Origin of the sequence: Variovorax atrisoli 110B, from assembly GCF_000382045.1 — a bacterium.
In the GTDB taxonomy this organism is placed as follows: Bacteria; Pseudomonadota; Gammaproteobacteria; order Burkholderiales; family Burkholderiaceae_C; genus Variovorax; species Variovorax atrisoli.
Window position 1 is genome coordinate 147,037 of sequence record NZ_KB907451.1, and the last position, 12,477, is coordinate 159,513.

The window sequence follows — 12,477 nt, forward strand, 5'->3', positions numbered from 1 at the left end:
AAAGCGTGCAGACGCCACAAGCGGATCGGATCTTCTTCAGGGAAAACCCGAACCGCTTCAGCCACAAGCCGCACGATGCGGCTTTTTTTTCGGGCCACGCTACGGGGCAGGAGAGAAACAAATCTCCGGACACCGAAGCACAAGGACCCGCGCCATGCCCGAAACACCCCCGTCCACCGAACTGCGCGAAGAGATGCGCGGGCCCGTCATGTGGCTCACCATCGACCGCGAGGAGCGCCGCAACGCCATCAGCCCTGCCGTGCTCGCGGGCCTGGGCGACGCGATCGCGCGCGCCAACAGCGACAACGCGGTGCGCGCCGTGGTCATCACCGGCGCCGGCACGCGCGCCTTCTGCGCGGGCGCCGACCTGCACAGCGGCTCCTCGTTCAAGTTCGACTACGCAGCGCCCTACCAGGGCTTCGCCAACCTCTTCCGCCAGGCCCGGCAATCGACCGTGCCGCTGATCGCGCGCGTCAACGGCGCCTGCATGGCCGGCGGCATGGGCCTCATGGCGATGTGCGACATGGCCGTGGCCGGCAGCCAGGCGGTGTTCGGGCTGCCCGAGGTGAAGGTCGGCCTCTTTCCCGCGCAGGTGCTCAGCGTGCTCGGCGGCCTGCTCCCGCGCCGCGTGCTGGCCGAGATGTGCATCACCGGCGAGCCCATCGACGCGGCGCAGGCGCTGCAACTGAATCTCGTCAACCGCGTGAGCGACGACGTCGACGAGAGCGTCGACTGGCTGCTCGGGCGCATGCTCGACAAGTCGCCCGCCGCCATCCGTCGCGGCCTCTACACCATGAAGAAGATCGAGGCCATGGCCTTCGAGGAATCGATGGCCTTCACCGAAAGCCAGATCGGCCTGTTCGCGCTCACCGAGGACGCGGCCGAAGGACAGCTCGCCTTCCGCGAGAAGCGCAGGCCGCAATGGAGCGGACGATGAGCGCCAGGAACGACGAACGCATCGTCCGCATCGGCGGCGCCTCCGGCTTCTGGGGCGACAGCAGTGTGGGCGCGCCGCAGCTGGTGGACAGCGGCCGGATCGACTACCTCGTGTTCGACTACCTCGCAGAGCTCACCATGTCGATCCTCGCGGGCGCGCGGCTCAAGAAGCCCGAGCTCGGCTACGCCACCGACTTCGTGTCGGTGGCGATGAGGGCGGTGCTGAAAGACGTCGTGGAACAGGGCATCCGCGTCGTGAGCAACGCCGGCGGCGTCAACCCGCAAGGCTGCGCCGATGCGCTCGCGGCGCTCGCCGCCGAACAGGGCATCGCACTGAAGATCGCCGTGGTGAGCGGCGACGACGTGTCCCCGCTGCTGCCCGAGCTGCGCAAGTCGCAATCGCCCGTGCGCGAATTGCAGAGCGGTGCCGCGCTGCCCGAGCGCGTGCTCACCGCCAACGCCTACCTCGGCGCGCAGCCCATCCGGGCCGCGCTCGACGCGGGCGCGCAGGTCGTCATCACCGGACGCTGTGTCGACTCCGCCGTCACGCTCGGCGTGCTCATGCATGAATTCGAGTGGCAGCCGAACGACCTCGACCTGCTCGCCGCGGGCAGCCTCGCGGGCCACATCATCGAATGCGGCTGCCAGGCCACCGGCGGCCTGCACACCGACTGGGACACGGTGCCCGACTGGCCGAACATCGGCTACCCCATCGTCGAATGCAGCGCCGACGGCAGCTTCGTCGTCACCAAGCCCGCAGGCACCGGTGGCAAGGTCACGCCCGCTGTGGTGGCCGAACAGATGCTCTACGAGATCGGCGACCCCGCCGCCTACCTGCTGCCCGACGTGGTGGCCGACTTCACGCAGGTGCGCATCGAGCAGGCCGGCGAGCACCGCGTGCGCGTGCACGGCGCGCGCGGCCATGCGCCCACCGCGAGCTACAAGGTCAGCGCCACCCATGTCGAGGGCTTCAAGACGGCGGCGCAGCTCACCATCGTGGGCTTCGACGCGGTGGCCAAGGCGAAGCGAACGGGCGAGGCCATCCTCGCGCGCACCAGTGCGCTCTTCTCGCAATACGGCTTCGGCCCCTACAGCGGCACGCAGATCGAAGTGCTGGGCGCGGAGTCCTGCTACGGCCCGCATGCGCGCGAATCGCAGACACGCGAAGCGGTGCTGCGGCTCGCGGCGACGCACCCGCGCAAGGAGGCACTGGAGCTGTTCGCACGCGAGGTCGCTCCTGCAGGCACCTCCTGGGCCCCGGGCACCACCGGCGCGGGGGGCGGGCGCGCGTCCGTGTCGCCTTCGATCCGGCAATACGCCTTCCTGCTCGACAAGTCGCTGGTCGAGGCATCAGTGACCATCGATGGAGAGCGCATCGCCATTCCTCGCAGCGAACCATCGACAGCGGCAGGAGCGTCCGGGGCCGTCCCTTCGCCTGCCAGAGCCGCCCGGACGGAGATCGCCTCGGCATTCTCGCACTCGACTTCGCCTTCGTCTTCTTCCGTGGCAGACCGCATCGAAGTGCCCCTGCTGCGCCTGGCCTGGGCCCGCAGCGGCGACAAGGGCGACACCTCGAACATCGGTGTCATCGCGCGCCACCCTGCCCTGCTGCCGCTGCTGCGCGAACAGCTCACCGAAGCGCGCGTGGCCGATTGGCTCGCCCACCTGGTCAAGGGCCGCGTCACGCGCTACGAGGTGCCCGGCATCGACGCCTTCAACTTCGTCTGCGAGCAGGCGCTGGGCGGCGGCGGCATGGCCTCGCTGCGCAACGATCCGCTGGGCAAGGGCATGGGGCAGATCCTGCTGGCCATGCCGGTGCACGTGAGCCCCGCGCTGCTGGTGCTGCTCGGCTAGGGCCTGTTCACACTATTTCCGGGGTCGCGAAGGGCAGCCAGGGCGGGCCAGTCAAGGCGCGGGACGACGCGTGTGCGCATGCACACGCTAGGAGCGCAACGCCGAGTGGCCCGCCCTGGCTGCCCTTCCCGCAGGGTTGGTGCTCCAAGGGGCCGTCTGCGGCGTTGCCCGCGCTTGCAAGGCGAAAGCCTTGCTGCGCACGGGCGCCTTGCATCCAGCCCCTTGGAGCACCAACGCGACCCCGGAAATAGTGTGAACAGGCCCTAGCACCAATCCGTCAACCGTGCGACAGCAGGGTTGAGGCTGCGCGCTTAGCCTTGCGCCCCGTATCAACTCTGCTTTCGATCGCACGATGTCCACTCTTTTCGATCCCGTACAGGCCGGCGACCTGAAGCTCGCCAACCGCATCGTCATGGCGCCGCTCACGCGCAACCGCTCGCCGAACGCCATTCCGCCCGACATCGCCGCCACCTACTACGCCCAGCGCGCCAGCGCCGGCCTGCTCATCACCGAAGCCACCGCCATCAGCCACCAGGGCCAGGGCTACTCCGACGTGCCCGGCCTCTACGGCACCGAGCAGCTCGACAGCTGGAAGCGCGTGACCGAAGCCGTGCACGCCAAGGGCGGCAAGATCGTGGTGCAGCTGTGGCATGTGGGCCGCGTCTCGCACAACGAACTGCAACCCGATGGCGGAAAGCCCGTCGCCCCCTCGGCCATCACCGCCAAGACGAAGACCGTGCTCATCAAGGACGGCGTGCCCACCTTCGTCGACACCTCCGAGCCGCGAGCGCTCGATGCCGGCGAACTGCCGGGCATCGTCCATTCCTACGCCGTCGCCGCCCGCAGCGCGGTGGAGACCGCCGGCTTCGACGGCGTGGAGATCCACGGCGCCAACGGCTACCTGCTCGACCAGTTCCTCAAGGACGGCAGCAACAAGCGCACCGACGACTACGGCGGCAGCATCGAGAACCGCGCCCGCCTGCTGCTCGAAGTCACGCGTGCCGTGGTCGACGCCGTGGGCGGCGGCAAGACCGGCATCCGCCTATCGCCCGTCACGCCCGCCAACGACGCCTACGACAGCGACCCGCAGCCCCTCTTCACCTACGTGGTGAAGCAGCTCGCGACGCTCGACCTGGCCTACATCCACATCATCGAAGGCGCCACCGGCGGCCCGCGTGAGATCGAGGACCGCCCCTTCGACTACGAAGCCCTCAAGGCCGCATACCGCGAGGCCGGCGGCAAGGCCGCTTGGATGGTCAACAACGGCTACGACCGTCCGCTCGCCGAAGAGGCACTGAAGGAAGGCGACGACCTCGTGGCCTTCGGCAAGCCCTTCATCTCCAACCCCGACCTCGTGCGCCGCCTGCGCGAGAACGCACCGCTGAACCCGCTCGACAAGGCCACGATGTACGGCGGCGGCGCGAAGGGCTACACGGACTATCCGACGCTGGCCTGAGCCCGAAGCCGCAGCGAGGGCCATGGCAAGATGGCGGACGCTTCGTGTCCGCCATCCCAAGGAGAGAAATACCATGGCCCGCATCGAGCAACGACTGGCCGCGCTCGGCCTCGTTCTTCCGCCCGCAGTGACGCCGCCTTCCGGCGTCTTGCTGCCCTTCCAGTTCGTGCGCGTCGTCGGCAGGCGCGCACTCATCTCGGGCCACGGCCCGCTCAACGCCGACGGCACCATCGCCGCGCCGCTGGGCAAGCTGGGCCGCGAGTTGAGCGTGGAACAGGGCTACACCGCCGCGCGTCTCACCGCGCTTGCGATGCTCGGCAGCCTGCAGCGCGCGCTCGGCGACCTCGACCGCATCACCGCGTGGACGCGGGTGTTCGGCATGGTCGCGAGCGCTCCGGGCTTCGACAGGCAGCCGGCCGTCATCAACGGCTTCTCCGATCTCATCCTCGAAATCTTCGGGCCTGATGTCGGCGCGCATTCGCGCAGCGCGGTGGGCATGGCGGAGCTGCCTTTCAACATCCCCGTGGAGATCGAAGGCGAGGTGGAGTTCGACGCATGAGCGCCGTGCCATGGACCTTGCGGCGCGCGGACATCACCGATGCCCCGGCCATCGGCGAATGCGCTGTGGAAGCCTTTCGCCACTACATTCCGCGCCTCGGCCTCACGCCTATTCCGATGACGAAGGACTACGGCGCGGCGATCGCCAACGCGCAGGTCTGGGTCGCGCAGCAGCATGAGCGAATCGTCGCCGCGCTGGTGCTCGACGTCACCGACGAAGGCTTCCTGATCGACGTGATCGCGGTGCGCCCCGCGCAGCAGGGCACCGGCGTGGGCCGCGCGTTGCTCGAGCTCGCGGAGCACGAAGCGCTGCGGCAGGGCCACGACTCGGTCTACCTCTTCACCAACGAGAAGATGACCGAGAACCGCGCACTGTACGAACGCATCGGCTACGTCGAGTACAAGCGACTCGCCTTCGCCGAGCGCACGCGCGTCTTTCTTCGCAAGCAACTGAGAAAGCGATGACCACGATGCAGCTCGAACGCATCCATCACGTCGCCGTCATCTGTTCAAACTACGCGATATCGAAGCGCTTCTACACCGAGGTGCTGGGGCTGCGAGTGATCGCGGAAAACTACCGTGCAGCCCGCGATTCCTACAAGCTCGACCTCGCCCTGCCCGACGGCTCGCAGATCGAACTCTTCTCCTTCCCCGACGCACCCGCGCGGCCGACCCGGCCCGAGGCGCAGGGCCTGCGGCATCTGTCCTTCGAAGTGCACGACGTGCAGGCCGCCGCCGCCGAACTCGCGGCGCAGGGCATCGCCGTGGAGCCCTTGCGCATCGACGAATACACGGGCCGGCGCTTCACCTTCTTCGCCGACCCCGACGGCCTGCCGCTCGAACTCTACGAAGCCGCACCAGGCAAGGACCTCGAGGCGCTGCTGCTGGAGCTAGAGAGCGCGCTGCTCCTGCGCGAGGTGCGTGCGAGCGCCGCCCGGCTTGAGGAACTGCTCGACGACGACTTCCACGAGCTCGGCGTCTCGGGCACGGTGTGGACGCGTGCCGCCATCGTAGAGGCGCTGCGCGACGAAGCGTTTTCCGAACGCACGATCTCGGACTTCCGCGTGAAGCGCATGGCATCCGACGTGGCGCTGGTCACCTACCGCGCGCATCGCGAAGCCATTCCCGAGCGTCCTGCTGCGGACTCGCTTCGCAGCTCGCTGTGGAAACTGCGCGCCGGCCGCTGGCGCATGGCCTTCCACCAGGGCACGCCGCTGGCCTGAGCGCCGCAGTTCAGGCCACTTCGCCGAACGCCACGCTGACACGCAGCCCCGTGGGCTCGGCGGCTTCGAGCCGCAGCTCCGCGCCCAGCAGTTCGGCGTAGCGCGAGACGATCGACAGGCCAAGCCCGGAGCCCTGCCCCAGCTTCTCTCCCGCCGGGCCTTGCGCCCACCGCTGCATCAGGTCGCGCTGTGCTTCCAGCGGAATGCCCGGGCCGTCGTCGATCACGCTCAGCGTATGGCCAGCGAGTTCGACCGTGATGGTGCGCCCGCCGTAGCGCAGCGCGTTGTCGATCAGGTTGTCGAGGATGCCTTCGACCAGCGCCTCGTTGGCGTTCACGATCACGCCGTCGTCGAGGCCGCGCGCGCCCAGGTCGACACCGCGCGCATCGGCACGCGCCAGGTGCCGCAGCACCGTCTGCTCGGCCAGCACGTCGAGGCGCACCGGCACGCGCTTGAGCTCTGTGCGCGCCTCCTCGGCCAGTGCGAGCGCCAGCAGCTGGTCGATGAGGTGGCTGGCGCGCGCCTGGCGCTCCGAAACGCGCTCGAGCTGCTCGCGCCATACCTTGGTGTCGTGCTGGGCCAGGCCGTATTCGGCCAGCGCGCGGATGCCCGCCAGCGGCGTGCGCAGCTCATGCGCCACGTTGCCCACGAACTCGCGCTGCGCCTGCACGCTGTTGCCCAGCCGCTCGAACAGCGAATTGACCGCATTGCCCAGGCGCTGGATCTCGCGCGAGGTCTGCACCACCGGCACCGGGGAAAGATCGCGCACGTCGCGCCGGTCGAGCGCGCGCTGCAGGTCGCCCAGGGGCCGCAGGTCGCTGCGGATGCCATGCCAGAGCCACACCGCGAGCAGGATCAGCAGCACGATCTGCGGCGCGAGCGCATAGCCCAGCAGCTGCCGCACCAGCGCGGTTCGGCTCAGCGTGGTCTGCGCGATGATCACGCGGTAGGGCATGCTGATGTCGGGCTCGGCGTCGTGCTCGAGCACCACCGCACGCAGCGTGCTGCCTTCGTAGTTCACGTCGGAGAAGCGATAGCGCGAGCCGTCCACCGGCAGCGGCGCCTGCAGGCCCGCCTGGCCCGAGATCAGCGAGCCGTCGAGCCGCTGCACCGCGAAGTACACCTTGTCGACCTGGTCGAAGAGCACGGTGGCCACCTCGCGCGGAGAGAGCATCAGCTCGATGCCGCGCTCGCCGGCCTGCACGTTGGCCGACAGCGCATAGGCGTCGTCGAGCATGCCGCGGTCGAAGGCCTGTTCGGAGAAGTAGTTGGCGATGACCAGCGCGATGACCGCGCCGACCATCCACGTGAGCGCCAGCGGCACCAGCACGTTGCGCAGCACGCGCTGCGTGAGCGACGGCGCGCGCACCGCAGCCGTCTGCGATTCGGTGATGGTCTGTTGCTGCTGCCCGTTCACGCGCGGACCGGCGTCGATCACACCTCGGCTTCGAGCAGGTAGCCGATGCCGCGCAGCGTACGGATGCTCGCGCCCGTGCCCTGCAGCTTCTTGCGCAGGCGGGAGATGAAGGCCTCCAGCGCGTTGTCGCCGAGCGATTCGTCGAAGCTCGAGAGCTTGTCGGACAGCGCACGCTTGCTCACCGTGCGCCCCGGCGGGCTCATGAGCTCCCACAGCACCTCGAACTCGCGCGCGGGCAGGTCGAGCGGGCCGTTCGCAGTGGAGAAGCGACGCGCCTTGCGGTCGAGCTTGAGCTGGCCCAGCAGCACGATGTCTTCCGTGCCCTTGGCGCGGCGCACCAGCGCGCGCAGGCGGGCTTCGACCTCGGCCAGGTCGAAGGGCTTGCCGAGGTAGTCGTCGGCGCCTGCGTCGAGGCCGGCGATGCGTTCCTCGGTTCGCCCGCGCGCCGTGAGCACGAGCACCGGTGTGCGGTCGCCGCGCGCACGCGCCTGCCGCAGCGCCGTGAGGCCGCTTGCAAGGCCGCTGGTGGGGCTCGCGGTGGCGGGCAGGTTGAGGTCGAGCAGCACTGCGTCGAAGGGCTGCACGCGCCACAGGTGATCGGCGTCTTCGACGTTGGTGGAAACGTCGACGCGATGGCCTGCATCGGCAAGGCTGCGCACCATCACATCGCGCAGAACGGTGTCGTCTTCGACAAGCAGAATTCGCATGGTCTCTGAATGGTTGGGGGTAATCTGCCTTGCGAACGACGGGTCAGCGGCCGGTCAGTCGCTCCAAGCGATAAACGCAGCATGAGCATACGACAGCACGATGAATCACGGGCCATTTTCATGGCCCGAACCACACGATGAGTGCGCGCGAACCCTCCGATCTGCTGAGCCTGGTTCCTCCCGAGGTGCAAGGCACCGCGGTGGTCCTGCTGCATGGTTTATGCAGCACGCCTGACGAGTTGCTGACCGTGCAGTCGGCGCTGCGCAGCCGGGGCTATCCGGTCTATCCGCTTTCGATCGAGGGCTACTCGTTCGACCCCGGCGCACCGCTGCAGCACGCGGCGCCCTACGAACGCTGGCTCGACACGATCCAGGCGCAGGTGAAGTCGCTGCGCGAGCGCCACGACCGCGTGATGCTCATCGGCATCTCGGCCGGCTCCTCGCTGGCCCTGGGCGCAGCCATCCGCTGCGGCAGCGACGTCGACGCGCTGGTGCTCATGTCGACCACGCTGCGGTTCGACGGCTGGGCCATTCCGCGCACGCAGTTCCTGCTGCCGCTGGCCTTCTACACGCCGCTGGGCCGGCTCTGGCAATACCGCGAGCGCCCGCCCTACGGCGTCAAGAACGAACGCGTGCGCGCCTGGATCGAGCGCGAGTTGCGCCACCGCAAGATCTCGCGCGCTGGCAGCTCGGTCATCGGGGTGGGCCACCTGCGCGAGCACGACCGGCTCATCCGCCACGTGCGCCGCAACCTCGAGCGCGTGCAGTGCCACAACGTGCTCGCGCTGCATGCCCAGCAGGACGAGGTGGCCAGCGTGGCCAACCTGGGCATCCTCGCGCGCGGCCTTCGCTGCCGTGCATTCCGTGCCGTCGTGGTGGCCAACAGCTACCACATGATCACGATCGACAACGATCGTCAACAGGTCGTGAGCGAAACAGTGTCATTCGTCGAAGCGGTGGCGCATGGCACGATGCCCGAGCATCCGCTGTACGCCTGACAACCCCGATCACGCCCGAAAGGAAAGCATCTCCATGTCTTCTTCCGATCTCTTCTCGCCCACCTTCAACACCATCGCCGCGATCCTGCGCGACGACTTCCGCGTCGACCCCGCGGCCGTCTCGCCGGCCACCGCGCTGACCGACCTCGGCCTCGACTCGCTCGCGCTGATGGAGTTCGTCTTCGCGGTCGAGGACGCCTTCCATCTGCGCATTCCCGAAGAGCGCCTCGATCCGCGCGAAGCCGGCATCACGCTGCAGCGCCTGTGCGAAGTGATCGACGCGGAGAGCGCGGGCGACGTCGCGGCGCAGCCCGCCGAAGCAACGGCATGAGCAGCGGCGCAGCGCATTCCGTGCTCGCGGCCTCGGCCGCGCGCGCCGCATCGGCCCCCGTGCGCGTGAGCGGCATCGGCTTCGTCACGCCCATCGGCCGCACCGTGGAGGCCTTTGACGAAGCGCTCTTCGCGGGCCGCTCGGCCGTGCGCGCGCAGACGCTGGAGATCAAGGGCATGGACCCGATGTCGCTGGCCGTCGCGGCCTGCGACTTCGACTCGAACGGCATTCGCAGCACCTCTCGCCTGCCGCTGGACCGCGGCACCGCGATGGCGCTCACCGCCGCCCAGGACGCCGCCGCCGAAGCGAAGCTCGACCTCGAATCCATCGACCGCGACCGCCTCGGCATCTTCTGGGGCTGCGGCCTCGCGGGAGCCGGCAGCTTCGACAACACCACCAGCGCGCTCTACGGCGAGCAGCGCCGCATGCGCCCGACCACCGTGCTCACCGTGATGCCCAACGCCGCCGTGGCGGAGCTCGCGCTGCACTTCGGCGCGCGCGGCTCGGCCATCGCCTACGCCTGTGCCTGCGCCTCCTCGGCGGTGGCCATCGGCGAGGCGATGCGCGCCATCCGCGGCGGCTGGATCGACGTCGCCATCGTCGGCGGCCACGACGCCATGCTCACGCCCGGCGTGATGGCCAGCTGGCACGCCATGCGCGTGATGGCGCCGCCGCCGGCCGATGCGCCGTCGACCGCCTGCCGCCCCTTCTCGGGCGACCGCGCGGGCTTCGCCATCGGCGAGGGCGCGGCCGCGCTGGTGCTCGAATCGGAAGCGCACGCGGCTGCGCGCGGCGCGGAGGCCGCGCCCTTCGTGCTCGCGGGCTACGCCACCAACTGCGACGGCACGCACATCACCAATCCCGACACCGCAGGCCAGGTGCGCGTGATGCGCGCCGCGCTGCGCGACGCGGGCATTGAGGCTTCCGAGATTGGCCACATCAACGCGCACGGCACGGCCACCTCGGCCGGCGATGCCGCCGAGGCCGCATCGATCCGCGAGGTGTTCGGCAAGACCGTGCCGGTGAGCGCGACCAAGGCCATCCACGGCCACGTGCTCGGCGGCGGCGGTGCGATCGAGCTCGTCGCGGCGCTGCGCGCGCTGGCGCGCGAGACGCTGCCGCCCATCGCCAACCTGCAGACGCCCGATGCGGCGTTCGATCTCGACTTCGTGCAGGGCGAGGCCCGCGAAGCCAAGGGCATGCGCTATGCGCTGTCGAATTCCTTCGCCTTTGGCGGCACCAACGCAGTCATCGTGGCCGGCCGCGCGGCCGATCGCTGAAGATTCGCTGAACGCTTCCTGAAAAATCGCGCGGTGCATCGGCTGGTCGTTTTCGTGGTGCCGGTGTTCGCGCTGCTCATGGCGTGCGAGTTCGCCTGGGGCTGGCTGAAGCGGCGCAACACCTACCGCTTCGGCGACACCATCGGCAGCCTGAGCCAGGGCCTGCTGAGCCAGGCTCTCGCGGTGTGCACGCAGCTGTTCCAGATCGGCCTGTACGCCATGGCCTATCCGATGGTCGCGATCTGGACGCGGCCCGCCTTCTGGGACAGCGCCATGGGCTGGATCGCCGCGGTGCTGCTGTTCGACTTCTTCGACTACTGGCTGCATCGCGCTGGGCACAGGTCGGCCGTGTTCTGGGCCGCACACTCGGTGCACCACCAGAGCCAGCACTTCAACTTCTCCACCGCGCTGCGGCAGGAAAGCACGGTCGCATTCCTAGGCTGGGCCTTCTACCTGCCGATGGCCGTCATCGGCGTGCCGCCGGAGCAGTTCGGCCTCGCGGGGCTGATCGTGCTGGTCTACCAGTTCTGGATCCACACCGAGCACATCGGCAAGCTGGGCTGGTTCGACCGCGTGTTCTCCTCGCCTTCGAACCATCGCGTGCATCACGCGGTGAACGACCGCTACATCGACCGCAACTACGGCGGCATGCTGGTGGTGTGGGACCGCATGTTCGGCACCTTCGCCGAAGAGACCGAACGCTGCGTCTACGGCACGCGCAAGGCGCTCGCGAGCTTCGACCCGATGCGCGCGATCCTCGGTCCCTACGTGCCGCTGCTGCGCGATGCCTGGCACACGAAACGCTGGCGGGACAAGATCGCCGTGTGGTTCAAGCCGCCGGGCTGGCGGCCGGCCGACGTGGCGGCGCGCTTCCCTGAAGCCGCGTTCTCGTTGGAAGAAGCGATGCACATCCACGCTCCCGCGCTCACGCGCGCGCAGGTCGCCTCGGCCGCCCTCCACTTCGCATGCTGGGTCGGCGTGACGCTGGCCTTTCTCTGGCGCGCGGACGATCTCGCATTCCACACCGGGCTGACGCTTCTCGCGCTCTCGGTCGGCGGCTTCTGGTCCATCGGCGCGGTGCTCGATTCGCGACTTCGCCTGCGATGGGCCTGGTGCGCGCAGGCGATGCTTCTGGCGGTCTCGGCGGTGCTGCTCGCCGGCTGAACGGCATCGCGGCGGCGCCCGCTATGCTCGGCGCCTTCATCGTTGCGGGGCATCCCATCATGCGCAGGCCGGCCACTCCCGAAGACATCGACACCGTCTTCGCCCTCTACATGCACGAGAAGGTCGTGCCCTACCTGGGCTACGACCCGATGCCGCTGGAAGACTTCAGGCCGATCTACAGGCAACTGCTCGACGGCGGCGACTTCTTCATCTACGAACGCCACGGCCGCATCGCCGGCTTCTACCGCGCATCGCGCTACACGGGCCGCGTGCGGCACGTGGCCGGACTCGGCACGCTCGCGGTCGACCCCGCGCTGCATGGCCAGGGCATCGCGATGGCGATGGTCACGGACGCGATCGCGCGGCTCAAGTCGGAGGGCGTCAAGCGCATCGAGCTCATCGTCGAGAGCGACAACGCACCTGCGCTGCGCTTCTACGAAAAGCTCGGCTTCGAACGCGAGGGCACGCTGCGCAGTTTCTACAAGCGCGCCTCGGATGCACAGGCCATCGACGACCACATCATGGCGCTGCTGTTCGACTGAGCGTGAACGCC

General features: G+C 68.9%; 13 protein-coding genes. 11 read left to right on the forward strand and 2 right to left on the reverse strand.

The annotated features are described in order from the left end of the window. Positions 1-154 precede the first annotated feature (154 nt). From G369_RS0108750 to gloA2, 6 genes are all read left to right on the forward strand, one after another. Positions 155-937, forward strand: a complete 783-nt coding sequence (locus G369_RS0108750; protein ID WP_019653613.1) for an enoyl-CoA hydratase/isomerase family protein — start codon at positions 155-157, stop codon at positions 935-937. Next, complete coding sequence (locus tag G369_RS0108755) at positions 934-2,790, forward strand: acyclic terpene utilization AtuA family protein (protein ID WP_019653614.1); 1,857 nt, start codon at positions 934-936, stop codon at positions 2,788-2,790. The genes G369_RS0108750 and G369_RS0108755 overlap by 4 nt, the downstream gene beginning before the upstream one ends. A 352-nt stretch (positions 2,791-3,142) precedes the next feature. Next, positions 3,143-4,246, forward strand: a complete 1,104-nt coding sequence (locus tag G369_RS0108760; RefSeq protein WP_019653615.1) for an alkene reductase — start codon at positions 3,143-3,145, stop codon at positions 4,244-4,246. Positions 4,247-4,319: 73 nt separating this feature from the next. After that, complete coding sequence (locus G369_RS0108765; protein WP_019653616.1) at positions 4,320-4,805, forward strand: RidA family protein; 486 nt, start codon at positions 4,320-4,322, stop codon at positions 4,803-4,805. Next, positions 4,802-5,269: a GNAT family N-acetyltransferase gene (locus G369_RS0108770; RefSeq protein ID WP_019653617.1), complete on the forward strand. Its 468-nt coding sequence runs from the start codon at positions 4,802-4,804 to the stop codon at positions 5,267-5,269. The genes G369_RS0108765 and G369_RS0108770 overlap by 4 nt, the downstream gene beginning before the upstream one ends. Next, positions 5,266-6,027, forward strand: a complete 762-nt coding sequence (gene gloA2, locus G369_RS0108775; protein WP_019653618.1) for an SMU1112c/YaeR family gloxylase I-like metalloprotein — start codon at positions 5,266-5,268, stop codon at positions 6,025-6,027. The genes G369_RS0108770 and gloA2 overlap by 4 nt, the downstream gene beginning before the upstream one ends. Before the next feature lie 10 nt (positions 6,028-6,037). Here the strand turns inward: gloA2 and G369_RS0108780 are convergent, their stop codons facing one another. Together G369_RS0108780 and G369_RS0108785 are read right to left on the reverse strand one after the other, a co-directional pair. Continuing rightward, positions 6,038-7,420, reverse strand: coding sequence for a sensor histidine kinase (locus tag G369_RS0108780; RefSeq protein WP_026346283.1), 1,383 nt, complete (start codon positions 7,418-7,420; stop codon positions 6,038-6,040). Positions 7,421-7,461: 41 nt separating this feature from the next. After that, complete coding sequence (locus G369_RS0108785; RefSeq protein ID WP_019653620.1) at positions 7,462-8,151, reverse strand: response regulator transcription factor; 690 nt, start codon at positions 8,149-8,151, stop codon at positions 7,462-7,464. 137 nt (positions 8,152-8,288) lie between these two features. Here G369_RS0108785 and G369_RS0108790 point away from each other — a divergent pair, with 137 nt between their 5' ends. Genes G369_RS0108790 through G369_RS0108810 form a run of 5 tightly spaced genes read left to right on the forward strand, consistent with a single transcriptional unit; the run spans position 8,289 to position 12,466 of the window. After that, positions 8,289-9,149, forward strand: coding sequence for an alpha/beta hydrolase (locus G369_RS0108790; protein ID WP_019653621.1), 861 nt, complete (start codon positions 8,289-8,291; stop codon positions 9,147-9,149). 34 nt (positions 9,150-9,183) lie between these two features. Next, entirely contained in the window at positions 9,184-9,480 is a 297-nt protein-coding gene (locus G369_RS35560) for an acyl carrier protein (RefSeq protein WP_019653622.1), read from the forward strand. Continuing rightward, on the forward strand, positions 9,477-10,760 hold the full coding sequence (locus G369_RS0108800; protein WP_019653623.1) for a beta-ketoacyl-[acyl-carrier-protein] synthase family protein: 1,284 nt from the start codon (positions 9,477-9,479) through the stop codon (positions 10,758-10,760). The genes G369_RS35560 and G369_RS0108800 overlap by 4 nt, the downstream gene beginning before the upstream one ends. 33 nt (positions 10,761-10,793) lie before the next feature. Next, positions 10,794-11,924: a sterol desaturase family protein gene (locus tag G369_RS0108805; protein WP_019653624.1), complete on the forward strand. Its 1,131-nt coding sequence runs from the start codon at positions 10,794-10,796 to the stop codon at positions 11,922-11,924. Positions 11,925-11,947: 23 nt separating this feature from the next. Beyond that, positions 11,948-12,466: a GNAT family N-acetyltransferase gene (locus G369_RS0108810; protein ID WP_020723006.1), complete on the forward strand. Its 519-nt coding sequence runs from the start codon at positions 11,948-11,950 to the stop codon at positions 12,464-12,466. Positions 12,467-12,477 lie beyond the last annotated feature (11 nt).